The organism is Crossiella sp. S99.2 (assembly GCF_023094165.1).
In the GTDB taxonomy this organism is placed as follows: Bacteria; Actinomycetota; Actinomycetes; order Mycobacteriales; family Pseudonocardiaceae; genus Crossiella.
Genome location: NZ_JALMDK010000005.1, coordinates 627,152 through 652,030, shown reverse-complemented (window position 1 = coordinate 652,030; position 24,879 = coordinate 627,152). Strand labels below are relative to the sequence as shown.

Annotated in this window: 21 protein-coding genes and 1 pseudogene; 5 read left to right on the top strand and 17 right to left on the bottom strand. The window is 70.6% G+C overall.

Annotation, left to right across the window (positions count from 1 at the left end):
• Nucleotides 1–56 precede the first annotated feature (56 nt).
• Nucleotides 57–1,262 carry an ROK family transcriptional regulator gene (locus MZC64_RS22340; RefSeq protein ID WP_247758432.1) on the bottom strand — a complete coding sequence of 402 codons (1,206 nt, stop codon included), beginning with the start codon at nt 1,260–1,262 and terminating at the stop codon, nt 57–59.
• Nucleotides 1,263–1,376: 114 nt separating this feature from the next.
• On the opposite strand from MZC64_RS22340, the gene MZC64_RS22335 reads away from it, so the two are divergent.
• Entirely contained in the window at nt 1,377–3,227 is a 1,851-nt protein-coding gene (locus MZC64_RS22335; protein ID WP_247758433.1) for a ricin-type beta-trefoil lectin domain protein, read from the top strand.
• A 56-nt stretch (nt 3,228–3,283) separates the two neighbouring features.
• Here MZC64_RS22335 and MZC64_RS22330 read toward each other — a convergent pair whose 3' ends face one another.
• The gene (locus tag MZC64_RS22330) at nt 3,284–4,396 is read right to left on the bottom strand and encodes a glycosyltransferase (RefSeq protein ID WP_247758886.1); all 1,113 of its coding nucleotides are present in this window, start codon (nt 4,394–4,396) and stop codon (nt 3,284–3,286) included.
• 86 nt (nt 4,397–4,482) lie between these two features.
• On the opposite strand from MZC64_RS22330, the gene MZC64_RS22325 reads away from it, so the two are divergent.
• Together MZC64_RS22325 and MZC64_RS22320 are read left to right on the top strand one after the other, a co-directional pair.
• A complete protein-coding gene (locus MZC64_RS22325) occupies nt 4,483–4,845 on the top strand; it encodes a DUF5313 family protein (RefSeq protein WP_247758434.1) in 363 nt (120 codons plus the stop codon).
• A 149-nt stretch (nt 4,846–4,994) separates the two neighbouring features.
• A complete protein-coding gene (locus tag MZC64_RS22320) occupies nt 4,995–7,028 on the top strand; it encodes an FG-GAP-like repeat-containing protein (RefSeq protein ID WP_247758435.1) in 2,034 nt (677 codons plus the stop codon).
• A 69-nt stretch (nt 7,029–7,097) separates the two neighbouring features.
• Here MZC64_RS22320 and MZC64_RS22315 read toward each other — a convergent pair whose 3' ends face one another.
• From MZC64_RS22315 to trxB, 6 genes are all read right to left on the bottom strand, one after another.
• Nucleotides 7,098–7,724, bottom strand: coding sequence for a vitamin K epoxide reductase family protein (locus MZC64_RS22315; RefSeq protein WP_247758436.1), 627 nt, complete (start codon nt 7,722–7,724; stop codon nt 7,098–7,100).
• Nucleotides 7,725–8,070: 346 nt separating this feature from the next.
• Entirely contained in the window at nt 8,071–11,271 is a 3,201-nt protein-coding gene (locus MZC64_RS48755; protein WP_247758437.1) for an amidohydrolase family protein, read from the bottom strand.
• A 78-nt stretch (nt 11,272–11,349) separates the two neighbouring features.
• Nucleotides 11,350–11,949, bottom strand: coding sequence for a hypothetical protein (locus MZC64_RS22305; RefSeq protein ID WP_247758438.1), 600 nt, complete (start codon nt 11,947–11,949; stop codon nt 11,350–11,352).
• A 96-nt stretch (nt 11,950–12,045) separates the two neighbouring features.
• Nucleotides 12,046–12,975, bottom strand: a complete 930-nt coding sequence (locus MZC64_RS22300) for a hypothetical protein (protein WP_247758439.1) — start codon at nt 12,973–12,975, stop codon at nt 12,046–12,048.
• Nucleotides 12,975–13,850 carry a hypothetical protein gene (locus tag MZC64_RS22295; RefSeq protein WP_247758440.1) on the bottom strand — a complete coding sequence of 292 codons (876 nt, stop codon included), beginning with the start codon at nt 13,848–13,850 and terminating at the stop codon, nt 12,975–12,977. Before MZC64_RS22295 ends, MZC64_RS22300 begins: the two co-directional genes overlap by 1 nt.
• A gap of 62 nt (nt 13,851–13,912) precedes the next feature.
• Entirely contained in the window at nt 13,913–14,824 is a 912-nt protein-coding gene (gene trxB / locus MZC64_RS22290) for a thioredoxin-disulfide reductase (protein WP_247758441.1), read from the bottom strand.
• Nucleotides 14,825–14,947: 123 nt separating this feature from the next.
• Here trxB and MZC64_RS22285 point away from each other — a divergent pair, with 123 nt between their 5' ends.
• The gene (locus tag MZC64_RS22285) at nt 14,948–15,322 is read left to right on the top strand and encodes an FKBP-type peptidyl-prolyl cis-trans isomerase (protein ID WP_247758442.1); all 375 of its coding nucleotides are present in this window, start codon (nt 14,948–14,950) and stop codon (nt 15,320–15,322) included.
• A 43-nt stretch (nt 15,323–15,365) separates the two neighbouring features.
• Here the strand turns inward: MZC64_RS22285 and MZC64_RS22280 are convergent, their stop codons facing one another.
• From MZC64_RS22280 to MZC64_RS22245, 8 genes and pseudogenes are all read right to left on the bottom strand, one after another.
• A complete protein-coding gene (locus tag MZC64_RS22280) occupies nt 15,366–16,535 on the bottom strand; it encodes a serine hydrolase (RefSeq protein WP_247758443.1) in 1,170 nt (389 codons plus the stop codon).
• A gap of 127 nt (nt 16,536–16,662) precedes the next feature.
• Nucleotides 16,663–17,254 (bottom strand): annotated as a pseudogene (locus tag MZC64_RS22275) (nucleotidyl transferase AbiEii/AbiGii toxin family protein).
• A gap of 176 nt (nt 17,255–17,430) precedes the next feature.
• A complete protein-coding gene (locus MZC64_RS22270) occupies nt 17,431–18,027 on the bottom strand; it encodes a hypothetical protein (RefSeq protein WP_247758445.1) in 597 nt (198 codons plus the stop codon).
• 55 nt (nt 18,028–18,082) lie between these two features.
• On the bottom strand, nt 18,083–18,727 hold the full coding sequence (locus MZC64_RS22265; protein WP_247758446.1) for a 4'-phosphopantetheinyl transferase superfamily protein: 645 nt from the start codon (nt 18,725–18,727) through the stop codon (nt 18,083–18,085).
• The gene (locus MZC64_RS22260) at nt 18,724–19,581 is read right to left on the bottom strand and encodes a metallophosphoesterase (RefSeq protein ID WP_247758447.1); all 858 of its coding nucleotides are present in this window, start codon (nt 19,579–19,581) and stop codon (nt 18,724–18,726) included. The genes MZC64_RS22265 and MZC64_RS22260 overlap by 4 nt, the downstream gene beginning before the upstream one ends.
• Before the next feature lie 25 nt (nt 19,582–19,606).
• Nucleotides 19,607–20,611, bottom strand: a complete 1,005-nt coding sequence (locus MZC64_RS22255) for a hypothetical protein (protein ID WP_247758448.1) — start codon at nt 20,609–20,611, stop codon at nt 19,607–19,609.
• Complete coding sequence (locus MZC64_RS22250) at nt 20,608–21,837, bottom strand: MFS transporter (RefSeq protein ID WP_247758449.1); 1,230 nt, start codon at nt 21,835–21,837, stop codon at nt 20,608–20,610. The genes MZC64_RS22255 and MZC64_RS22250 overlap by 4 nt, the downstream gene beginning before the upstream one ends.
• A gap of 14 nt (nt 21,838–21,851) precedes the next feature.
• A complete protein-coding gene (locus tag MZC64_RS22245; protein ID WP_247758450.1) occupies nt 21,852–23,432 on the bottom strand; it encodes a discoidin domain-containing protein in 1,581 nt (526 codons plus the stop codon).
• Between the two features lie 264 nt (nt 23,433–23,696).
• Here MZC64_RS22245 and MZC64_RS22240 point away from each other — a divergent pair, with 264 nt between their 5' ends.
• Nucleotides 23,697–24,251 (top strand): DUF308 domain-containing protein, encoded by a 555-nt coding sequence (locus tag MZC64_RS22240; RefSeq protein WP_247758451.1) that lies wholly within the window; start codon nt 23,697–23,699, stop codon nt 24,249–24,251.
• 108 nt (nt 24,252–24,359) lie between these two features.
• Here the strand turns inward: MZC64_RS22240 and MZC64_RS22235 are convergent, their stop codons facing one another.
• The gene (locus MZC64_RS22235; protein ID WP_247758452.1) at nt 24,360–24,830 is read right to left on the bottom strand and encodes a hypothetical protein; all 471 of its coding nucleotides are present in this window, start codon (nt 24,828–24,830) and stop codon (nt 24,360–24,362) included.
• Nucleotides 24,831–24,879 lie beyond the last annotated feature (49 nt).

Here is a 24,879-nt window from a genome sequence, read left to right as displayed (position 1 = left end):
GGGAACGGGTTTTCGCTCCATGGGTCTGCGCCCCCGGGGCGGGGGTGGTGCCAGGTCTACCGGGGTGGAGGGGTCAGCTTGCCGCCTGCGCGCAGGAAGCGGTTGACCCAGAGGGTGGCGGCGCCCAGGGCGATGGCGTCGGGGCCCAGTTGGCAGAGGGCGATCTGGGTGCCGTCGAAGGGGTGGTGCAGGGCGTAGCGGCGGGCGGTGTCGCGGATGAGGGGGAGGTTGTCCTCGGCCAGCAGGAGGCCGGCCCAGCCGCCCAGGAGGATGCGTTCGGGGTTGAAGAGGTTGATCAGGTTGGCTATGCCCGCGCCCAGGTAGCGGGCGCTTTCCTGGATGAGGGCCTGGGCTTGCGGGGAGGGGTCGGTGAGGGCCTTGTGGAAGGCGGATTCCTCGTCGTGGAGGGGTTCGGGGGTGGAGTACAGGCTGCGGTGGCGGGCGACCATGGCGGCGGCGCCGGTGTAGGACTCCAGGCAGCCCTGGGAGCCGCAGCGACAGGAGGGGCCGTCCAGGGCCAGGGTGGTGTGGCCCCACTCCCCCGCGCTGCGCCGCGCGCCGCGGAAGGGGTTGCCGTCGGCGATGACGCCCGCGCCCACGCCGGAGCCGATCAGCGCGATCACCGCGTGCTGGGCGCCGCGGCCGGCGCCGAACCACATTTCCGCCTGGCCCATGGTGTTCGCGCCGTTGTCGATATGCAGGGGCAGGTCGGTTCCCTTGCGCAGCAAGGTTTCCAGCGGGACCGTGTGCCAGGCCGGGGTGTGCCCGTGCACCAGCAGCTCGGCGCCCTGTTCGACCAGGCCGGGCACGCCGACGCCGACCCCCAGGATGCGGTCCGGGTCGACGTTGTCGGCCGCCTGGACCTTGGCCAGGCCGGTCAGGATGTGGCTGATCACCAGGTCCCGGTCCTGGTTGTCCGGTTCGATCGGCAGGGTCTGCTCGGCCAGCACGTCCAGGGTGAGGTCGAAGGCCTTGACCCGCACCCAGGTCTCGGCCACCTCCACCCCGATCACCGTGGACTGCCGGGGGTTCACCCGGAGCAGGCCGCGTGGGCGCCCACCGTCGGAACCGACCGTGCCCGCCTCCATGACCAACTGCTCCTCGACCAGTTGGCCCACCACGTTGCTCACCGAGGCCTGGCTCAGCCCGGTGCCCGCGGCCAGTTCCTGCCTGCTGACCGGGCCGTCGAAGTACAGCCTGCGCAGCACCGTTGCCCGATTGCCGCGCCGCAGGTCGTGCACTGTCTGACTGTTCTCGCGCACCCGGGTCCCTTCGCCGTCTTGACCGATTATCAACCTGCCAGTTAAATCACAGCTTGAAATAAGGTGTGTTCTCAGTTGTCAGCTCCGCCGCCCTCGCTCTGTGTGAGGTTTCGCATGCGCAGTGTCCCGTTCTGGTCCGCAGCGGCGTTGGGGCTGTTGCTGACCGCGACCGCTCTGGTGGCCCCGGCCCCGCAGGCGCAGGCCGCCGGGGAGACCGTCAACATCGCACTGACCACCACGACCACGGCCAACAAGGGCCGCACCGTCACCCGAGGGCTGCAACCGCAGGCCCCGGTCCGGTTCACCCCCGGCACCGGCAGCGGCGGCACCACCATCACCGTCAACGAGGGCCGGACCTACCAGGAGTTCGAGGGCGCGGGCGCGTCCTTCACCGACACCGCCGCCTGGCTGATGAACTCCAGCGGCGCGCTCACCCCGGCCACCCGCGACGCCACCATGCGGAAGCTGTTCCACCCCACCGAGGGGATCGGACTGTCCTTCATCCGCAACCCGCTGGGCGCCTCCGACCTGGCCCGCTTCGACTACAACTTCGACAACACCTGCTGCGACGTCAACGACTTCACCGTCAACCACGACCTCGCGGACGTGCTTCCCCTTACCCGGCAAGCGAAACAGCTCAACCCGGCGCTGAAGGTGATGGCCTCGCCGTGGAGCGCGCCGGGCTGGATGAAGGACAACAACCACATGCACCAGGGGTGGTTGCAGTCCCAGTACTACACCGCCTTCGGCCAGTACTTCGCCAAGTACGTGCAGGCATACCAGTCCCGCGGTGTGCCGATCGACTACGTCTCGGTGCAGAACGAGCCGACCTGCTGCGCCGGGTACCCCTCGATGCACTGGAACGCCAACGGCCTCATCCACTTCACCAAGAACGCGCTCTGGCCGGCCTTCCGCGCGGCCGGGATCACCAGCAAAACCCTGGTGCTGGACTGGAACTGGGACAAGTGGGCCGAGTTCGGCGCGCCCCAGGTGAACGATCCGGCCATCCGCAACGACCCGCTCTTCGGCGGCGTGGCCTGGCACGGCTACGGCGGCGATGTGGCCACCCAGACCCAGGTGCACAACCAGTATCCGGGCATCAAGCAGTACGGCACCGAGCACTCCGGCGGTGAGTGGATCAACGACCAGCACCGCGAGGACATGGTCGCCGACATCATCAACCCGACCCGCAACCACGCCCGCAGCGTGGTCAAGTGGAGCCTGGGGCTGGATCAGAACCAGGGACCGCACAACGGTGGTTGCGGCACCTGCACCGGGCTGATCACGGTGCAGAACGGCGGCCCGCGGCACGGCCAGGTGGACTACACCATCGAGTACTACAACATGGGCCACCTGACCAAGTTCGTCCGTCCCGGCGCGGTCCGGGTGGACACCAACAACACCGCCGCGGTCAGCAACGTGGCCTGGCGCAACCCGGACGGCTCCAAGGCGCTGATCGCCTACAACACCAGTGGCGCCAGCCAGAACGTGCGGGTCAACTGGGGCGGCCAGTCCTTCACCTACGCCCTGCCCGCCCGCACCACGGCCACCTTCACCTGGGCCGGACAGCCCAGCGGCGGCCCCACCGGCGGCCAGATCACCGGGCTGGGCGGCAAATGCCTGGACGTCGCCGACAACAGCACCGCCAACGGGACCCTGGCCCAGATCTGGGACTGTGTTGGCGCGGACAACCAGCGCTGGACGATCAACGCCGACGGCACCGTGCGCGCACTGGGCAAGTGCCTGGACGTGAGCGGGAACGGCACCGCCAACGGGACGCCGGTGCATCTGTGGGACTGCTTCGCGGCGCCAAATCAGCTCTGGCAGGTGCAGGCCGATCGGACCATCCGCAACCCGCAGTCGAACAGGTGCCTGGATGTGACCGGCAACAACGCGGCCAACGGCACCAAGCTGCAGATCTGGGACTGCACGGCCGCGCCGAACCAGCAGTGGAGCACCGCGTGACCGCTCACCGGTGAAAGTCGTGGGTCCGGGTCCGCGCGGGGACCCGGGCCCACGCGTCACCGGCCGAGCGCGACCAGCTTGGGCACCAGCGTGGCGGGTGCGGGCATGGCGGCCATCTCCTTGCGCACCGCCAGTGCCGCCTCGGTGAGGCCCGGTTCGGTGAGCAGCCTGCGCAGTTCGGCGGTGCTGATGTCCTTGGCGGCCACCGCGGTGCCCGCGCCGCGCTTGGCGACCAGCCGGGCGTTGTGGTCGCGGTCGCCAGCGCCGGGCACCACCAGCTGCGGGATGCCCGCGGCCAGCGCCGCCGCCACCGAACCCGCGCCGCCGTGGTGCACCAGCGCGGCGCAGTGCGCGAGCACACTGGTCAGCGGGGCCCAGTCCAGGGTGCGCACGTTGCCGGGCAGGGATTCCCGGCGCAGGATGCGGCGATCCGGGCGGAGCAGCACGATCTCGGCGTCCAGGCCGTCGGCGGCGTCTGCCACCGCGCTCATCAGCCGGTTGCCGCCAGGACCGCCGACGGTGCTGCGGCTGACCGCGATCCGCGGGCGGTCTGCCTCGGCGCTCAGCCAGGCCGGGATCTCGCCCGCGCCGCTGTAGGGCTCGTAGCGCATGGGCCAGCCGGACTGCTCGCCGACCAGGCTGGGCGGGGCGGTGACGATCCGCGCGGCGGGCGCGGGCAGGTCGTCGATGTTGTTCCGGCGCAAGGGTTTGGCCAGACGTTCCCGGGTGGCGGCGAGCAGTTCCAGGCCGTCGAAGAGGGAGTTCTCCACCAGCACCGCGGGCACGCCGGTGACCGCGGCGGCCAGGGCCCCGGCGATGGCCAGTGGTTCGTGCAGCACCAGGTCGGGTTTCCAGGAGCGGGCCAGCGCGACCGCGCCGTCCGCGATCTCCTCGTTGACGTGGCCGAAGAGCAGGGCCGCGCCGCGGGTGCCGGACTTGCCCGCGATCTCCGCCTTGGCGATCAGCGGGTGCCACAGCAGGGTCCGGCGGACGATCGGCTCGAACTTGAAGCCGGGGGCGATGTCGCGGACGGGCAGGTCTGCCTGGTCGGCCACTGTCATGGCCTCGCCCGCGGTGGCGAGCAGGACCTCGTGACCGGCCTCGCGGAGAGCGCGGGCCAGCGGGACCATCGGTAACAGGTGGCCCAGCAACGGAGCCGCGGTGATCATGACGCGCACTCCGCCACGGTAGCGCGGATCTCCAGACAGGTTCGTCGATCAGCCGACCGAACAATGTCCGGACTACCCTGAACCTCATGGAGCGGCCGAATCCGGCACGCTGGCTGGCCTACGCCTTTGGCGCGCGCCTGCCCGCCCGGTACCGCGCCTGGGTGCTGCACGACGTGACCGCGCCGACCTGGCTGCTGCGGCACGCGGCCCGCGCCCTGGTCCAGGCCGCGCCGTTCGCGCTCGCGCTCTACCTGGTCTTCGATCTGCTGCTGGGCTTCCCGCCGAGTCTGGTGCTGCCCGCGCTGGGCCTCGGCCTGCTGGTCAGCCTCTACTACTCGGCCTCCTTCGCCCCCGAAAGCGCGGACTACCGGGCGGCCAGGCACGGGTTCCCGCCGGGATACGCCACCGAGGTCAGAGCGGCCCGCCGGCGTGGCCCGGACTGGCCCTGATCAGGCTAACTGTTACAGCCTGTGACAATTGTCACCGGGGCTTCCGGCGGCCTCCGGGATGTCCGAACATCTACGCGCCGACCACACGGGGATGGGTGGCACTTCCTGGGGTTTTGAGCGCATTTCCCATGATTTGGGGGCACCACACCGTGACTCGCCATCGTGCGGGCAAGGCCGTCAGCCTGCTCGCCTTCATCGCGGCCGCAGGTCTGCTGACCAGCCTGCCCGCCAACGCCATCGCCGGGGGCACCCCCGCCGCCGACGGCGCCTACGGCTTCGTGGCCAAGATCGACGTCGGCGCCGGGGTCCGGAGCTGCAGCGGGGTGCTGGTCGACCCGAACTGGGTGCTGACCGTCAAGAGCTGCTTCCCGGAGAACGCCCAGGGCGGCAAGCCAGCGCAGCCGACCAAGGTCACTGTCGGCCGGACCTCGTTGTCGGGCACCGCCGGCAAGGTGCTGGACGCGGTCACCCTGATCCCGCGCGCCGACCGCAACCTGGCGCTGGTCCGGCTCTCCGCCCCGGCCGAGGGCATCGCCCCCGCCGCCGTGGCCAGGACCGCGCCCGCCGCTGGTGAGTCGGTGCGCCTGGCCGGCTACGGCCGCACCGCCACCGAGTGGACCCCGGACCGGTTGCAGACCGGCGCGGCCAAGGTCGAATCGGCCGCGGCGAACACCCTGTCGGTGCTCGGCGAGGGTTCGGTCTCGGTCTGCCGCGGCGATTCCGGCGGTCCCGCCTTCCGCGAGGTCGGCGGGCGCTTCGAGGTCCTCGGGCTGCACGCGGCCTCCTGGCAGGGCGGCTGTGTCGGCGAGACCGAGACCCGGCGCACGGTCACCGAGTCCAGGGTGGACAACCTGGACGGCTGGCTGGAATCACAGCTGATCGGCCTGACCGCGACCCCGCTCGCCCAGCACGGCAACAAGCTGAGCTGGCTGAACCCGACGTCGGTGCAGGCCACCGGCTACCGCGTGTACGGCGCGCGGACCGCGGATGTGCCGCTGGCCCCGGCGAACCTGCTGGGCACGGTTACCGACACGCAGTTCGCGCACACCGCGTTGCCTGCCAAGCAGGTGTGGCACTACCGGGTGGTCCCGGTGACCGCCGCCGGTGACGGCCCGGCCTCCACGGTCGCCTCGGCCACGGTGAAGACGCACACCATCAGCGATTTCAACGGTGACGGCCGGGACGACATCGCCGCGGTCTACAACTACGAACCGCAGAACCTGGGCACCTTCACCTTCGACGGCTCCGCCCAGGGCCCGGCCGCGCCGGTCGCCAAGGCCCAGACCGGGCCGAACAACTGGGAGATCAGCAGCGGCAAGTACCTCAACGGCGACTTCAACGGCGACGGCTTCGCCGACTGGGGCGCCTTCTACACCTACGGCGGCGGCAGCATCAAGCTCTTCGTGCGCTGGGGCTCGCCGACCGGGCTCAAGGACGCGGGCGAACTGTGGGACTCCGCCGGGCAGTGGGACTGGACCCGGGCGCAGTTCGTCGCGGGCGACTTCAACGGCGACGGCCGCACCGACATCACCGCCGTCTACGGCTACCCGAACGGCCAGACCAAGTTCTGGCTGTTCCGCGGCAACCCGACCGGGGTGGACGCGCCCGTGGTCAGCTGGGATTCCGGCGAGCACAACTGGGAGCGCACCAGCAGCACCTTCATCGCCGGTGACTTCAACGGCGACGGCCGCGACGACCTGGCCGGGCTGTACAACTACGGCACCTACGACGTGGCGCTGTTCGTCGCCGACGGCACTGTCGATGGGCACACCAAGCCCGCGCAGCAGTGGCGTACCGGGCAGAACCAGTGGGATCCGGATCGCTCCCGGCTGGTGGCGGGTGACTTCGACGGCGACGGGCGCACTGATGTCGCGGGTCTGTACGGGTACCCCGACAATCGGATCGCGCTGTTCGTGGGCAAGGGCACGGCGAGCGGAGTCCAGCCGTTCGCGAAGCGGTGGGAGAGCAATCCCGGCGACTGGTACCTGCAGTCCAGCGCGTTTGTGCCCGGTGACTTCGACGGGGACGGGCGAACGGATATCGGCGGCGTCTACAACTACGGCGGCGGGCACCTGAAGCTGTTCAACTTCCGCGGGCAGGCGGATGGCAGCACCGATCGGGGCACCGAGGCGTGGGATTCGGGGAGTGGGTGGCACTGGGAGCGGGTGCTGTTCATCCCGTGAGGTAGCCGGCTGACGACGCCCGGATCGGCTTGGCCGGTCCGGGCGTTGTGCTGAGCGGGCGTTGTGCGCTCAGGCGAACAGGCTGGCGCCGAAGGCGGTGAAGACCAGCGCGGCGATCACCGCGAGCCAGGTGAAGGCGAGGATGCCGTGGTAGCCGGTCACGGCCCGGTCGCCGTCGCGCCCGCCGAAGTGGCCGCGTTCCAGGTTGGACAGGGTGACGTAGACGAAGATCGGGATGGTCACCGCCCACACGACCATGCAGTAAGGGCAGAGCGTGCGGATCTCGTACAGGCTCTCGATGATCAGCCAGTGGGTGAAGATCACGCCGAGGGTGGCGCCCGCCTGGAGGCCGAGCCAGAACCAGCGGCGGTAGGTCGCGCCGGCGAGCAGTCCGAGGCCGATCGCGGTGACGGCGCTGAAGCCGGCGATGCCGAGCAGTGAGTTGGGGAAGCCGAAGAGGGCTGCTTGTTCGGACTTCATCACCGTGCCGCAGCTGAGCGCGGCGTTGAAGGTGCAGGTGGGGATGTAGTTCGGGTTGATCAGCAGTTCGAGCTTCTCGATCGTGAGCACGAAGGAGGCGGCCAGGCCGACCAGGCCGCCGATGCCGAGCAGCCAGGCGACGATCCGGTCCAGGCGACGCTGGTCGGCTCCGGTGTCGTCGGCGGTGTGCTTGGGGGCGACCTGCCTGCTTGTCATAGCGCATCCGATCCAGTGCGGTTCCGGCTCACACCACGGTAGGCGGTGGCCGGGACGCGCGCACCGCCTCGGTCGATCACAGCACCGGTGGGGTGACGTCGGAGTGAGCTGTTCACTTATCAGTTCGGCGCCAGGTGGGTCAGGAGACGGCAGGCTACCCAGCCCACAACGGCCAACCTGGCGTACGACAACGGCCAACACGCGCGGAGGGGGTTGGCGGATGTGGGCGTGCGGTGGGACCTCGCACGCCTACATCCGTCGGGACTGTGTACGACTTGGGCCAACTTGGGGTGCGAGTTTGGCCAACTTGGCGTACGAGATCGGCCAACACTCGGGGTGAGGTGGGTTAGCAGTCGGGGTCGCAGCAGGAGTTTCGGCGCATGGTGTGGGCTACTTCGAGCCAGTCCTGCTCGGTGGTGGTGGCTGCTGCTGTTTCAGTGTGGTTGGCGAAGGAGTTGACCAGGTCTGTGGTGGTGAAGGGGATGCCGCCGCGGAGGACGGCGGTGGTGTTGATCAGGGAGTTGAAGTTGGTGAAGGGGTCGCCGTTGACGATGGTCACGTCGGCGACCTTGCCTGGCTCCAGGGTGCCGAGGTCGGTGTCCTGGCCGAAGACCTTGGCGGGCAGGGAGGTCACGGTGCGCAGGGCCTGGGTGGGGGTGAAGCCGTTGCGGTGCAAGGCTCGCAGACCCAGGTGCAGGTGCAGGCCGATGGCTACCAGGGGGGCGTCGGTGCCCAGGGCCACCAGGCCGCCGCCGTCGAGGACTCGTTTGTAGACGTCGACCTCGGTGGACAGGGTGGTGAGTTGGGCGGGGGTGGGGGGCACCTTGGCGGCGGCGCGGGCCGCGGCGGCGTCCCAGGGGGGCATGAGGGTGCTGACGCGGGGGTCTTCGGCGAGAGCTGGGTCGGTGCCGATGAGGGGGGCCGCGGTGAAGGGGGTGGCGATGAGGTGGAAGTTGGTGCGGGTGTAGATCTCGGTGACGTCTTGGTAGGCGCGGCCGGCGGCGCTGGTGGCGTGGCCGAACTCCAGGCGCTGGGTGGCCTGGAGGTGGGTGGTCAGGTCCTGGCCGAGTTGCACGCCGGGTGAGCACAGGTGGCCGCCGCTGCGCACGCCCAGGCGCTGGTGGGCGAAGTCGGCGGCTTCCTTCATGATCCAGCCGGGGGCGCGGACGTAGGTTTTGACGAAGTCCCAGTCCAGGGCCGCCGCCCGGTCCAGCGACCGGCGCAGGCCCTCGCGGGTGCTGTGCGCGCGGCCCATGCTGTAGGCGACGCGGGCGCCGTCGAGCAGCTCGCCGGTGGCGATCAGTCGGGGGCCGGCCAGCGCGCCGGAGTTGATCGCCTCGCGGATGCGGGCCTGTTCGTAGGCGAAGCCGCCGAAGGAGACGGCGGTGGTGATGCCGTAGGCCAGTTGCAGGGCGGTTTGCCTGCCGCCGTAGGTGGACTGCCAGGGGTGGGTGTGCGCGTCCCAGAGGCCGGGGAGCACGGTGTGCTGGGAGGCGTCGATCCGCCTACCGGCCGGTCGGTTGGCACGGTGTGGTTCGACGGCGGCGATGCGGCCGCGGCGCAGGACCAGGTCGACGTCCTGGCGGACCTCGTCGCCGGTGCCGTCCCAGAAGCGGCCGGCGTGCAGCACGGTGTCCTCGGGGCGGGGGCGCCGGTAGTCCAGCGGGGCGCGCACGGTGCGCGGGGCGCCGCCGTCCACGCCGATCAGGCGCAGGCGGGTGCCGGAGAGGTAGAGCACGGTGCGGCCGTCGCCGGAGAAGGACGGGTGGTCAGCCGCCTCGTCGGCCAGTGTGCGGGGGGCGCCGGTGGGGGTGCCGTCTGCGCGGATGGGGACCAGGTGCAGGGCCGATTCGATAATCACGGCGAGGTGCTTGCCGTCGGGGGACCAGACCGGGCCGGAGTCGTAGCGGTCGGCGATGGAGGTGTTCGGGGCTACCGGGTGCAGGCGGTCCTTGCCGGTGGCGATGTCGACGATCCGGATCAGGTTGTAGCCCTCGCGGAAGCGGCCGTTGAGGCGGTTGCGGTCGCAGAAGGCGACGAACTTGCCGTCTGGGGACCAGCTCGGGCGGCCGGGGATGCCACCGCCGCCGAGCGGGGCGACCAGGACCTTCTCGGTGCCCGCGGTCAGGTCGCGCAGGACCAGGTTGCCGGACATGTCCAGTGCGGCGAGTTTTCCGCCGTCCGGGGACAGCGCGGGGTGCACCCGGCCGCCGGTGGCCAGCACCGTCTCGGTGCCGGTGGCCAGGTCGCGGCGGCGCGCGGTGTAGAGGCCGTCGCGGTCGTCGGTGTAGACGATCGCCTTGCCGTCGGCGGTCCAGCTCGGCGCGAGCAGGAACCGGGTCGGGTCGGCGGTGACGATCTTGCGCGGGCTGCCGCCTGCGCTGGGCACGGTCCACAGCGAGTTGAGCGCGGCGAAGACGACCTGCTTGCCGTCCGGGGACAGCGCGGGCAGGTGCGGGGAGCGCACCTCGCGCACGCCCTCGCCGGTGTGGTCGTAGTTCTTGCCCCGGTAGCGCGGCCGGTCCAGCGGCAGGCTCGCGGTGAACGCGATGGGTTCCGGGGTGGTGGGCGAACTCGGGCGGAGCAGGGTGAACTTGCCGCTGACGGTGAGCAGCAGGCGGTCCTTGTCCGCCCAGCGCGGCGGCACCGGCTCGACATCGCCGGCCACCGGCACCGGCTGGCCGGCCACCACCAGGGTGCAGCCCGCGGTCGGCGACGGGGTGGTGCGCAGGTAGGCCAGCCGGCCGTCCGGGGACAGCGCGGGGGCCAGCACCTGGGCGCCGCTGGTGTCGGTGTGCTCGACGGCGACCGCGCCGGAACCATCCGACCGGATGGCGGCCACGGTGCGCGAGTCCAGCGCGGAGCCGCTGAAGGAGCCGCGCACGAACAGGATCCGGCTGCCGTCGGCGGAGAACGTCGGGTCGAAGTCCTCCCATGCCTTGTCCTGCAGCGGACCGTCCTGGCCGGGTTTGCCGGTGATCCGGGTCAGCTCGCCGGTGCGCACATCGGCCACCCAGATCCGGTACGGGCTGCCGGTGACCGTGTCGCCGCCGCGTTCGGAGGCGAAGGCGATCTTGGTGCCGTCCGGGGACCAGGCCGGGCCGCGGTCGTCCCACGGGCCGTCGGTGAGCCGGCGGAGGCCGGTGCCGTCGGCGCGCAGCAGCCAGAGGTGGAAACCGCCGCCGCGGTAGGCGCAGACGACCAGGTGTTTGCCGTCCGGGCTGAATACCGGGCGGTTGGGTTCCAGGTCGGCCGGGGTGAGGGCTTTCGCCTTGCCGCCACCGCGCGGAATCGACCACAGCACGTTCTGCACTTCGGCGACCAGGCTGCCGTCGGCGGGATTCAGGGTGGCGGCGCCGTTGGTGGCCGCGGTGAAGGAAAGGGCTCGTTTACCTGCCCCTTCGGCCACTTCGGCCACGGGGTCGGCGAGCGCGTCCGGCGCGGAGCCCAGGGCTCCGGCGGTGCCAGCGGCGGCCGCGGTGAGTGCGGCCGCCTGCAGGAACCGGCGTCGGGACAGGGTTGAATCGCTGCTGTCCGAAATCTCCACTCGTCGAGCCTAGCCATTCGAGTGAACGCCACAAGAGGTATTGATTTCTTGGAAAAGCGCATTCCGGACGGGCGGATTTTATTCCCAGTCCCACTGGAAGCTGTGCCAGCCGGGGCGGGGTTCCGGGATGAGCAGCTCGACCAGGCCGGTGCGGTCCACCTCGACCGTGTGCACCGGCACCGGTTCGGTGACGCTGTCGGGTTGCCAGCTGTGCACCACCCGCACCGGCAGCACGTCCGGGTGGAAGGTGAGCCGGGCGCCCAGCGAGTCCACCCCGTGCCGCAGGTGGCCGCGGTAGCGGTGCGCGGTGCGGGTGCAGTCGGCGAAGAGCCAGCGCCACTCCAGCACCTGCGCCTCGCCCCGGCGCAGCGGCTGGTCCAGCACCAGTTCGGCGTAGGTGGCCCGGTGGTCGCGGTGCTGACGGCCCAGTTCGCCGCCCAGCAGCGCCTCGAACTCGGGCTGGTGGCGCTCGCCTGCCGGGCCGCGGTGCCCGGTGACGTAGCTGCCCACGCCGTCGGCCTTGGCCAGCACGAACCGGTGGTGCGCGACCTCCCGCCACTCCCGGTGCACGCCGACGGTGACGTCGACGTCCACGCTCACCATGCCCAGGCGATCCGGATCCTCGGCGGCGAACGGGAACGGTGTGGTGTCCACTGTGGACGGTGGGGGGAAGGACATCACTGCGGCGGCTCCGATCGCGAGCGGCCCACGTAGGCGGCGGGACCGTCGCAGTTTAGGTCGCCGCAGGCCCCCAAAAGGTTGCTTCGAACGGATTCACCCGTCCCATGACCAGGCCAGCCCGTAGATGCCGGGCTGGGCATCGAGCACCGCGTGGTGCGCCGCCCCGCTCGGACCTGGCGTGATCTCGCCGAAGACCTCCCGGTCCCCGGCCCCGAGGCGGCTGCGGTACCGGTGGCAGCGGAGCGGCAGTTCCGCGCGGTCGAAGCGCACCCGCAGCAGCAGGTCGCGAACCTCGGCCCGGCAGCCGTACTGGATGAACCCGTCCGCCTGGCCGGGCGCGGGCAGCTGCACGGTCTCGATCGCGTAGGTCTCCCTGGCCCGCAGCACGTGGTCGAAGATGATCTCCACCGCGAACAGCCCGGACTCCGGGTCGTGGGTCTGGCGGCCGATCCGGCAGTCGCTGACCGCTCGGTAGGCAGGCCGGATCGCGCCGGGCGGCACGGCCTGGAAGGCCACGAACCGGTCCACCCCGTCCTCCAGGGCCTGGAAGACCTGCCGGACCCGGTGCTCGACCTCGTGGCGCCGGGCGTCCACCAGGCACAGCCAGTCGTGCTTGAGCTGCCGCAGCTGCGCGTTCGCCCGACCGGTGTCCAGCTCCGGTAGACGGGCGGGCGCGCTGAGTTCCAGGCTGTGCTCGACCTTGGGCCGCCCGTGCACCCGGTCCAGCCACCTACCGCGCGGTCGGCGCGGGCCCAGCAACGCGACCAGCGAGTCCGCGGGCAGCCCGGCCAGCTCCTCCACCGCGCGCACCGCGTTGAGCGATTCCTCGCGTTCGGGCCGCCGGTTGCCGCGCTGCCAGTAGCTCAGGCTGGAGGTGCTCACCGGCAGTCCCCTGGCGTGCAGGCGGCGGCTGACGCCCTCGATGCCCAGGCCGCTGCGCCGGATGGCCAGCCGGAAGGCCAGGTGGAACGGTCCGGTGGACAGCGCCTGGTGCAGGGCGGATTCCTGCCGCTGGTCGGCCATCAGTCCCAGTCCCAGACCACGCCGTGCCAGCCCGCGGAGGCGTCCGCGAGCAGGTAGTGGGTGCTGCCGCGGGGCCCGATGCGCAGTTCGGCCACCCGTTCCTCGGGCACCGCCAGCGCGGGCCGCCAGGTGCGGTGGCAGCGTGGCGGGATGGCCTCGGGGTGGAAGAACAGCCGGTAGCCCAGCGAGCGGGCGCCGCCGCTGAGCACGGTGCGGCTGACCGAGCTGGTGCCCAGTCCGAGCGGGAAGTCCCAGGTCCATTCCAGGTGCAGGGTGTCCCCGGCTGGCAGCGGGTGGTCGAAGCACAGTTCGGCGCTGTTGACCTGGCGGGAGAGGTCGCGCAGCTGCTCGCCGGTGGTCGCGCCGTGCACCGCGCCGAGCACCGGCAGCTCCTCGCCGGGTTCGGCGGCGTAGCGGGTGACGTACCGGTTGATGCCGTCGGCCAGCGACATCAGCAGCCTGCGGTTGACCATCCGGACCTGCTGCCGGTCCGGGCCCAGGTGCACGTCGATCTCCACGCTGATCACGGCCAGCGCGTTGTTGGTCTCCGCGCGCAGCTCGGCGGTGGCCAGCTTCCATTCCAGCTTCTCCTCGAAGGAGCTGGAGCGCATCGCCCATTCCTGGCCAGGCGGTTGCGGGGCCTTGCCGAGCAGCCTGCGCAGCGACCCGCTGGGCAGCGCGAGGATCTCTTCCAGGGCGGTCACCGCGGCCAGCGAGGTGCGGCGTTCCGGGCGGGTCCGGCCGCGCCGCCAGTAGCTGAGGCTGGCCAGGCTGACCGCGATCTTCCGGTCCATCAGCCTGCGCTGGATGCTCTCCAGGCTGAGCCCGCTGTGCGTGATCGCCAGGTGCAGCGTCTCGTGGAAGGTCCCGGTCATGGTGCGACGAGAATCCAGGACCGTCCTCGCTTAAGCAAGGCTGACCAGGGGCTAAGTGAAAATCAGCTGACCAGCCAGCGCTCGGCGTCCATCGCGGCGGCGCAGCCGGACCCGGCGGCGGTGATGGCCTGCCGGTAGCTGTGGTCGACCAGGTCCCCGGCGGCGAAGACCCCGTCCAGGTTGGTCGCGGTGCCCGGACTGGCCACCCGCACGTACCCGTCCACGTCGATCTCCACCTGCCCGCGTACCAGCGCCGACCGGGGTTCGTGCCCGATGGCCACGAAGAACCCGGTCACCGGCAGCACCGATTCCGCGCCGGTCCCGGTGTGCCGCACCCGCACGCCCTGCACGGTCTGGGCGCCGAGCACCTCCTCCACCAGGGTGTCCAGCACCCAGCGGATCTTGTCGTTGGCGCGGGCCCGTTCCAGCATGATCCGGGAGGCGCGGAAGTCCTGGCGGCGGTGGATCACGGTGACGGTGCGGGCGAACCGGGTCAGGAAGATCGCCTCCTCCATGGCCGAGTCGCCGCCGCCGACCACCGCGATGTCCTGGTCCCGGAAGAAGAACCCGTCGCAGGTGGCACAGGCGGACACGCCCCGGCCGAGCAGCCGCTGCTCCCCCGGCACGTCCAGGTACCGGGCGGCCGCGCCCATGGCCAGCACCACGGCCCGCGCCTGGTGCGTGACGCCGTTGGTGGTGACCGACTTGATCTCGCCGGTCAGGTTGACCGCGTCCACGTCCTCGGCCCGCAGCTCGGCTCCGAAGCGTTCGGCCTGCGCGCGCATCTGCTCCATCAGCTCGGGGCCGAGGATGCCGTCCTTGAAGCCGGGGTAGTTCTCCACCTCGGTGGTGGTCATCAGCGCGCCGCCGTAGCCGGTGCCCTCGAAGACGACCGGCCGCAGTTGCGCCCGCGCGGCGTACACGGCGGCGGTGTACCCGGCGGGCCCGGACCCGATGACGATCAGCTCAGCCATACCCGGAGATCCTCCGGCGCGCGGCGGGCCGCCGCCCCGGCCGTCCGGCTGGTGGGTTCCACAGCCGTTCAGAGCCGTTCAGTTAGGGTCGGCGGGCTGCAAGCCATTCGAGGAGGACACCCCATGGGCAAGACCAAGCCCACCGTCACCGTGCCCGACGGCCCGTCGCCGGACTACCTGGACATCACCGACCTGGAGGTCGGCGACGGCCCCGAGGCCGTGGTGGGCCAGGAGGTGACCGTGCACTACGTGGGCGTGTCGCACAGCACCGGCCAGCAGTTCGACGCCAGCTGGGACCGCGGCGACACCTTCTCCTTCCCGCTGGGCGGGGGCCGGGTCATCAAGGGCTGGGACATGGGCGTGAAGGGCATGAAGGTCGGCGGCCGCCGCCAGCTGGTCATCCCGGCGCACCTGGGTTACGGCAACCGGGGCGCGGGCGCGGCGATCAAGCCGGGCGAGACGCTGATCTTCGTGGTGGACCTGATCGCGGTCGGCTGACCCCGGTGACCGGCCGGCGCACTGGGCGTCGGCCGGCACCCGGTCAGGCCTTCGCGCAGAAGACGGCCTTGATCGCCTTGAACGCGGTCGGCTCGGTGGTGGGCGGCACCACGTCGCCGGAGTCCAGGTCGCCGCCCGCGGTGTTGATCGAGATCTGGATCCGCCTGCTGCCGTCGGCGTTGCCGTACAGGTGCGAGTTGTAGCCGTGGATGCCGCCGCTGTGGCCGAAGAAGACGTCACAGCCCGGGGCGGGGTTCGAGGCGGCCAGGCCGAGCCCGTAGCCGCCGTTGCCCTTGCGCACCAGCTTGCGCATCTCGGCGAGCAGGTGCGGGGCGAGCAGCTTCCCGCCGTGCAGCGCGGCGAGGAAGGTGTCCAGGTCCACGGTGGTGCTGATGATCTCCCCGGCCGCGTGCGCCCAGGACGGGTTGAGCACGGTGGCGTTCTCGGTGGCCACCTCCGCACCGTCCCGGAAGGAGTAGTAGCCCTGCGCGTGCGGGCCGGGGATCAGCGCCCTGGTGCCCGGCAGGCTGGTGGCGCGCAGGCCCAGCGGCTTGATGATCCGGCGGTTGACCTGGGTGGCGTACGGCGTGCCGGTCACCTGCTCGATGAGCAGTCCGACGATCACGTAGTTGGTGTTGGAGTAGGACCAGTCCGCCCCCGGCTCGAACCGCGGCGGCCGGGTCAGCGCGGCCCGCACCAGGTCGTCCGGCGAGTAGCTGCGGAACCGGTTGGCGGCGAACTTCCTGCCCTCCAGGGGGATCGGGTGGTCCATGGTGCCGTCCGGGCGGAACTCGCCGGTGTGGCTGAACAGGCCGCTGGTGTGCTGGAGCACCATCCGCACGGTGATCCGCTGGTCCAGCCCGAACCGCGGCAGGTACCGGGCGACCGGGTCGTCCAGCCCGATCCGCCCCTCGTCCACGAGCTGGAGCAGCACGGTGGCCACGAAGGTCTTGGTGATGCTGCCAGCCCGGAACCGCGCGTCCGTGCGCACCGGCGTCCGGCCCCCGATCCGGGTGGCGCCCGCGCTGCCCGCCCAGTCCCCGTACCCGTCGTGCACCCGCACCTGGACGCCCACCGCACCCTGGGTGAGCAACTCCTGCATGACCTGGCGGATCTCCGGCCGGTCCTGGGCCACCGCGGGCGCGGCGCCGGCCGTCAGCAGACCGGCGACCAGGGCCACGCTGGTGGCGAGCAGAGCCGGGTGCGTGCGCATCAGTGACCTCCTCGTGGGCGCGCGAGTCCGCGCCTGGTGATCATTGAGGTTAGGGAGGAGGGTGGGTCGCGGTCATCCGGCTATCTCCCTGATCTGACCCCGGGGCACCCACCCTGGGGCGTAGTACTCAGGTCCAGTGCCCCTCAGCCGCCCGCCACGTCTGCCCGCCGACCTGGTCGGCCAGACAGGGATCAGCGAAGGCCATCACCTGCGTGAGAACTTCGGAGAAATTCGCCGGTGTCCGCTCCTGGAGCTGTTGTTTGCGCCGCCACGCCTGCCAGCGCGGCTGGGCGAGATCGGCGAAGCCCGCCAGTACCTCGCTGAGCGGCGCGAGGTCCGTTTTCCGGTGGGCCGCAACGGTAGTGAGCGCGGCACGCAGTTCGTCGCCGGGCACGTCGTGACGTCTGCTCAGCAGGTGGACATCGGTGAAGTCACGCCACCGGGTGTTCACCACGCCCCGCGCAACGGCGGTGACGATCTTCTCCGCGTGCACCATGGTCAGCGGATATCCGGTGATGGCCAACGAATCGCCCAGCAATCGGGGCAACAGGACGGTCTGCGGTTCCGGCCAGACCGGATCACCCACGTTGACATCGACGTGCAGGCTCAGCCGTGCGGTGGCAAGGCTTCCGGTCATGGTCACCCGGACCCCGCTGTCGTCGGCCCAGGAGATCGACATCTCTGGTGGGGCGACGGGTGTCGTAGGCGGCAAGCAGCACGCCGCCTTTGAGCACCAGTCGATCCGCGCTGGCGGAACCCGCCAGGCGAACCAGGAAACCCTCCAGTGCGTAGAGCTGGTGCAGTTCGTCGGTTGGCCGCTTGGTCCGGCGGGCCAGGTTCTGCAGGTCGAGATAGATGGAGCCGGATTTGGTGGAACGGGTGGGTCGAGCCGGAGTCACAGCAGAACCTCAAGCGCGTGTTGCAGGGACCTCTCGGTACGGGGGAACTCCCGGGCCATGCGCAGCAGCGACGAAGGCTGGGTGCCTGGTCGCCGGAGCCAGCGCCGGAGTGCCTCGTTGGCTAACTCCGGTCCTTCCCACCTGCGGAGCCGGAAGGCGTCGAGCAGGCAGCGTTCCGCGTTGTAGATGCCGATGCCGTGAATCTGGTCCAGGGCCAGCCGTTCCCGGCCGATCGGGAAGGTGCCGGGGGCGAACAGGTGCCAGGAGACCGGGGCGCGCACCTGCGGGCGGCGGCGGCCACGGGGCAGCGCGATGTCGATCTTGGGTGGGATCTGGTCGGTCAGCCCGTGCCGGGCCAGGGCGGTGGTCAGGCACAGCGTCGCTTCCGGCGCCCGCACACTGATCTCCAGCAGATCGGGATCGGTGAGTTCACCGTCTTCCGCCCAGCGGAACAGGCCCCACCCGATCGACTCGATGGCGCCGGAGTCCCGCAACGCGTACAGGCGGCGGTCCGACATGCCCCGGTGATGGGCGTCGTTGTAGGTGAACGGCGAGGGCAGCATCGCCCGTTCGTCCGCCGTGCCGGTCTCCACGGAGGAAATCGTACACATGAAGGGTGGTCGTGTGTACGATTTCCTCCGGTCGTGGCTACTTGGGCACGACCACCGAGGTCAGCACCAGCCCGTCCCGCACCAGGTACCGCCCCTCGAACCCGGTCACCGCTCGCCCGTCCACCACCGGTGGCTCGATCAGCACCTTCGCCCGGAAGCCGCCTGAGCGGTCGAAGGTCAGCTCCGCGTCCTGGAAGCCCAGCCAGGCCCCCGTGATCGGGAACCACGCCTTGTACACCGATTCCTTGGCGCTGAACAGCACCCGGTCCCAGTGCAGCTCATCCCCCGCCGCCGCCAGCCACTCGTGTTCGGCGGGCACCGCCACCAGCCGCTGCACCCCGTCGGGCAGCACGTCGTGCACCTCCGCGTCGATACCGACCGAGCGGATGGTTTCCCGGTCGGCGACCGCGGCCGCGCAGTAGCCCTCGCAGTGCGTGATGCTGCCGACGACTCCGTTGGGCCACAACGGTTCTCGCTTCGGGCCGCGCAGGATGGGTTGTTCCGGCAGGCCCAGGGCGGACAGGGCACGGCGGGCGCAGGTGCGGGCCTGGGTGTACTGCTTGCGGCGGCGTTCCACGGCGCGTTCGACGGCGGCGGTTTCCTCGGGGAGCAGGTATGCGGTGGGGTCGTCGCCGAGGATTTCGGCGGCGCGGACGCCGGTGGGGAGCAGTTCCTCGATCACGACGGGAGGGGGTGCTGGGGTTCGGAGTCGATCAGGACGGGGCGGAGCAGGGGGCGGCGGGTTTTGCGGGGCTGCCATTCGCGCGGGTAGCCGAGGGAGACCTCCTCGAACCGGACGCCGTCGAACTTGTCGGTCAGCGGGATGTGCAGGTGGCCGGAGACGACCACGGCGGCGCGGTAGCGCAGGTGCCAGTCCTCGGTCAGGGTGGTGCCGCACCAGAGCGCGAAGTCCTGGTAGTGCAGGCGTTTGGTCGGGCCGGGGTGCAGCGGGAAGTGGTTGACCAGCACGGTGCGCCGGTCTGCGGGGATGGCGTCCAGGCGCTTCTGGGAATACTCGACGCGGGCGTGGCACCAGGCGTCCCGGCTGGGGTAGGGGTCGTGGTGCAGCAGCACCTCGTCGGTGCCGACCACGCCGGCCTCCCTGGCCCTGGCCAGCGCCTGCTCCTTGGTCTCGCCGGGGCGGCGGCCGATGGAGTAGTCGTAGAGCAGGAACAGCGGCGCGATGACCAGGTCCTCCTGCTCGCCGTGCCAGACCGGGAACTCGTCCTCCGGGGTCACCACGTCCAGGCTGCGGCACAGCTCGACCAGGTGCCGGTACCTGGCCTCGCCGCGCAGCTGCACCTCGTCCTTGGGCACCGTCCACAGCTCGTGGTTGCCGGGCACCCAGATCAGCTTGGCGAAGCGCTCCCGCAGGGTGCGCAGCGCCCAGTCGACGTCCGCGACCGTGTCACTCACATCCCCGGCGACGATCAACCAGTCCTGGTCGGACTCGGGCCGGATGGCGGCCACCACCTCGCGGTTGGCGGCGCGGTCACAGTGGAGGTCGCTGGTGGCCAGCAGTTGCGGACTCGACACGACCGCCGACGATACCCGGCGCCGCTCAGCGCGTCCCCGGACCGGACGGCGAGGAGGCCCAGGCCACCAGCTTCCGGCTGGCGCCGCTGCCGTCGGCGGCCGCGGTCCACACCTCCTCCCCCGGCAGGCCGTAGACCAGCGTTTTGTCGTCCAGCCAGGCCACCTGGTCGTCGATCCCGGCGGGTTCGGCGATGGCGGTCTCGGTCATGGTGGCCAGGTCCAGCACGTGGATCCGCCAGGGCCGGGCGCCGTCGGAGGCGATGCGTTTCTTGAATGCGATCCGCTTGCCGTCCGGGGACAGCGAGGGGCATTCCACGTTCTCCCGCAGGGTCTCGGCCTGCCAGTCCTGGTAGGCGGCGCGGACCAGGTGGGTGCGGCCGCCGGTGGACACGGTGGCGTAGAAGGTCTCGTTGTCCGGGGTGAAGCTCACGCCCCAGAAGTTGACGTCCTCGGCCATGTGCTGCTGACCGCCCAGTTGCAGCGGGATCTCCTCGATGTTGGTCTGCAGCCGGTCCTCGCGATGGCTGTAGATGCCGGTGCGGGTGGAGAAGCTGGCCGAGTTGTAGGCGTCGCCGGTGACGAAGGTGGTCCAGGCGGCGATCTCGCCGTCCGCGGACAACCGGGCGCGGCTGACGGTGCCGACGATCTCGATCCGCTTCAGCTCGCGCAGCTGATCGTCGAGGAGCAGCACCATCGCCCGCGGGGTCGGCGCGGGGTGCGCCGCCACGCACAGCCCGCGGCCCGCGGCGGTGGAGAACCGCTCGCAGCGCAGCTGGCTGAGCCGGCGCGGGCCGCCGGGATCGGTCAGCGACACCGAGGCGATGACGCCGAAATGCGGACCGGGCGCGGTGTTGCGGAACACCAGCCGTCCCGGTTCGCCCAGCCGCAACGGCGCCGGGTCCACGGCCAGGTCGACCGCGGGCTGCCGGTCGGGCGCGGTGGCCCTGGCGTGCATGGTGTAGAGGACGGCGGCCGAGCCCAGCACCACCGCGGCCAAGGCCGCCAGCAACATCCGCAACCGCGTGCTCATCGTGCCTCCCGCAACCGGAACATCGCGCCGGCCACCACGATCGCGAGCGCGCCGCAGGCGACGAGCACGGCCGGGTACAGGCCCCACCAGGTCCACGCGGCGCCGAAGGCCACCGCTGACAACAACTTCGCCACCGCCTGCGCGGTCTGCAGCACGGCCATGCCACTGGTCCGCTGGTCCTCGGGCAGCAGCGGCGCGACCGCGGCCATCAGCACCCCGTCGGTGGCGGCGTAGAACATGCCGTGCGCCAGCAACGCGCCGAAGAGCAGCACGATCCCGTCGGCCAGCCCGGCCACCAGCGCGTAGGCCAGCAGCAGCAACAGGTGGCCGCCGATGAAGACCTGCCAGCGGCCGATCTTGTCCGCCAGCCTGCCGAAGGGCATGGCCAGCAACAGGTACACCCCCGCGGTGCCCAGCGGCAGCATCGCGATGTAGGCCGGTTCCAGCTCCAACCGCTTCTGCAGCAACAGGTACAGGAAGGAATCGCCGACGGTGACCAGGCCGAGCAGGGTGGCCCAGCCGACGATCCGGCGGAACCGCTTGCCGCGCAACAGGGCGAAGGAGGCACGCAGCGGAATCCGTTGGGTGGTGGCCGGTCCGCGCTGGTCCCGCACGAACAGGCCGAAGACCAGCACGCCCAGGGTGGCGAAGCAGAAACTGACGAAGAACACCGTGTCGTAGCCGCCTGCGACGAAGCCCAGCAACAGGAACGCGGTCAGCGGACCGAGGAACGCGCCCACGGTGTCCATCGCGCGATGGATCCCGAAGGCCCGGCCCTGCTGGTCCTCGGGTGTGGACAAGGAGATCAGCGCATCCCTTGGCGCGGTGCGCAATCCTTTGCCCGTGCGATCGACGGCGAGGACGAGGCCCATCGCGGCGGCCGAACCGCCCGCCGCGATGAGCCCCAGCTTGGCCACGGCGGACATGCCGTAACCAAGCCCCGCCACCAGTTTCCGGCGTTGCCACCGGTCCGCGAGGTGCCCCCCGAGGACCCGCACGATCGCGGTGGCCGCGGAGTACAGCCCGTCCAGCAAACCGAACTGCAGTGGGCTGAATCCCAGTCCCAGCACCAGGTACAGCGGCAGGACAGCCGTCACCATCTCGGCGGAGATGTCTGTGATGAGGCTGACCATACCCAGTGCGAGCACATTTCCGGCTACCGCCCGCCGAGCACCGCCACGTTCGCGGCGTGGGGTGTCAGCGGACCGGGTGGTGGCGAGGTACATCGGGTGCTACCCCCTCAGCGACAGGTGTACGGGCCGGCCTTGTCGAGCAGCTTGCCGTCGATGCCGATGATCTCCCAGGAAATGGTGGGACCGTTGAGGATCAGCTTCATCACACCGTGCTTGGCGAAGGAGGCTTCGACCCCCTCGCGGTTCTTGATGTTGGTGTAGAGCGAGTCGCCGCCAATGCCGATGACCGCCGACCGCACGCCGTTCACCTCATCGACCTTGCCGCTGGCGTTCAACGGCTTCAACCGCTCGTAGTGGTGGTCGTGCCCGCTGAGCACCAGATCCGCCTTGGCCTTCACCAGCTCGTTCCACAGTGGACCCATGGTCGGGTTGTCACCGTACTCACCGGAGTTGAACCTGGGGTGGTGCCAGTAGGAGATGACGCAGCGCTTCTGGTTCTTCGCCAGGTCGGCGCGCAACCACTCGAGCTGGGCCTTGTCGTTGGCCTTCTGCGCCATGGAGTCCAGCGCGACGAAGTGCACGTCGCCGACGTCATGGCTGTAGTACATCTTTCCGCCGCCCAGCGGCGTGGCGGCGGCGCCGAAGTACTGCTGGTAGCCCTTGCCCTTGCCGGCCGGGTCGTCGTACTCGTGGTTGCCCGGACTCGGTTTCGTGATGTCCTTGAACTTGCCCCAGGTGGGGTCGTAGTACCTGCGGAACTCATCGATCGTCCCGCTGTTGTACTGGTTGTCGCCCGCGGTCACGATGAGCGAGGGCTTGATCTGCTCCACCAGCTTCGCGGTTTTGGTGCTGGCGCAGGAACTTCCGGCGCAGACCGGAACGATGTCGCCCGCCGCGACCACGACGGTGCCACCCGGCGCGCCGGGCTTGGTGCGGGCGGCCAGCGGGGCGCTCTCGCCGGAGATGTTGCCCGCCGCGTCCCGCGCCCGGACCGTGTAGCTGAACCCGGTGTCGGAGGCCAGGCCCGTGTCGGTGAAGGAGGTGGTGGGCGAGGATCCGACCAGGTTGCCATCACGCAGCACCTCGTACCCGGTCACCCCGACGTTGTCCGAGGAGGCGGCCCAGCCGAGCGTGATGGTGTCCGAAGTGGACGATGGCGCGGCCAGCCCGGCCGGGGTGGTCGGCGCCTGGGTGTCGCCGGTGCCGGTGCGGGTGCCGTAGACCGCGATCTCCCAGAGGGAGTAGCCGTAACTGGTGGCCCGGCGGGTGCCGTTGACCTTGATGTAGCGGGCCGCGGTGTTCAACGAGGTCAGCTCGTCGATGCCGCCGTCGGACTCGGTGACCGAGCGGATGGTGGTCCAGGTGCGGCCATCGGCGGATGCCTGCACCTGGTAGTCCCTGGCGAAAGCGGTTTCCCAGTTGAGACTGACCCGGTTGACGGTGGCCGGTCCGCCCAGGTCAACCGATATCCACTGGGGATCGACGCCTTCGGCGCTGGCCCAGCGGGTGGTGTTGTCCCCGTCGACCGCCTTGCCGCCGTCGAAGTCGGCGGCCTCGGTGGTGGAGGTGGTGGTGGGTTTGTTGAGCGAGAGCAGCGTGTCAGCGGCGGCGCTGGCGGTCAGTAACGGGGTGGTCGCGGCGGCGACCGCGACCGTGGCGAGTAACGCGGGAAGGACACGTATTTTCATGGCGGTGTTGATCTCCTCGGCGAGGCGGTGTCGACGACAACCGGCGCGTGGCGGCGGCAGGGTGCCGGCATCGGCGAGGGTGAACGCTAGGTTAACAGTAAAGAAACCTCCCTATTTATGTGCGAATGGTCAGCACCGTAAGGTGCAACTCCAGCCCGGCGCAACCCGCCAAATGGGGCCACTCGCAACGCTGCTACCAGCGATGTTGCCGTGCGCAACAAACCCCGTGCGCGGCCGGGCCGGGGCAGGCGAGATCATGGACGGGTGCTGGAACTCCTGCGCGGCCGTCACCGGCTGATGACCATCCGCGGCGCGGTCGCGATCGTGTTCGCCCTGCTCGCTTTCTTCGCCTGGCCGGAGGATGCCGACTGGGTGGTGCAGTTCGCGGTGCTGATCGCCTACCTGCTCGCCGAGGGCGTGTTCGCGCTGCTGTTCGCCTTCCGCGGCAAGGACGCGCCCGCGCTGGACCGGACGTTGTTCGCGCTACCCGGTTTCCTGCTGCTGGCCGGCATCACCATCACCGCGGCGAGTTTCGCGATCACCCCGCTCATCTCGCTGTTCGGGGTGGTGATCGTCAGCGCCGGGTGGCCGATCATCAACGGCATCGCGCAGGCGCTGATCGCGGTGCGGGTCAAGGAACTCTTCGCCCGGATCGGCTTCGCGATCAGCGGCACACTGTCCATTGTGGTCGGTGTGCTGGTGATGAACGTGTCCACCGAACAAGCCTCGCTGTGGACCCTGCTCGCCTGGTACGCCCTGGTGTCCGGCGCGATCTTCGTGGCGCTCGGCATCCGGTTCGGCCGCGGCGCCAGAGGCTGAGCCACAAGTCCGGCCCGTACCCAGCCCGCCGTCGAGTTGGCCCAAGTCGTACGCCTGGTTGGCCAAACTGGGCGTACCACTTTGGCCAAGTCGACGGCGGTGGGCTGGTCAGTGCGGGACGTAGACGCCGTCGACCTGTTTGGCTGAGGCGGGGGTGATGGTGAGGATGGTGCGGGTGGTGTGGGCTCGGGTGCGGGCGTCCGCGCCGGGGATGGCGTAGTGGTCGGCGAACTCGTCCAGTTCGGCAAAATCCGGGGTCTGGGTGCAGATCAACAGCATTTCCACCGCGGGGTGCACGGACTCGGCGGCGGACTGGATGTTCGCGGCGGTCTCCGCGTCCAGGCCGTTGTGCGCCAGGTGCAGGGCGATGCCCTCCGGCGCCAGGGCGGTCATCACCTCGGTGAGGCGGTCGGCCTGCTCGACCAGGTCGGCGCGGTCGGTGATCGGGCCGAGGTCCAGGAAGGCCCGGATGCCACGGTCCCGCAGGGTCTGCCGGGTGGCGCGGTCGGCGGGGCCGATCACCGCCCAGTCCGCCGGGCCCAGGTTGCCGCCACGTCCGATGCACAGGATCCGCGCCATAGCGGGATGATCCCACGGATCGGGGACGCCGGGTGGGTGCCGACGTCCC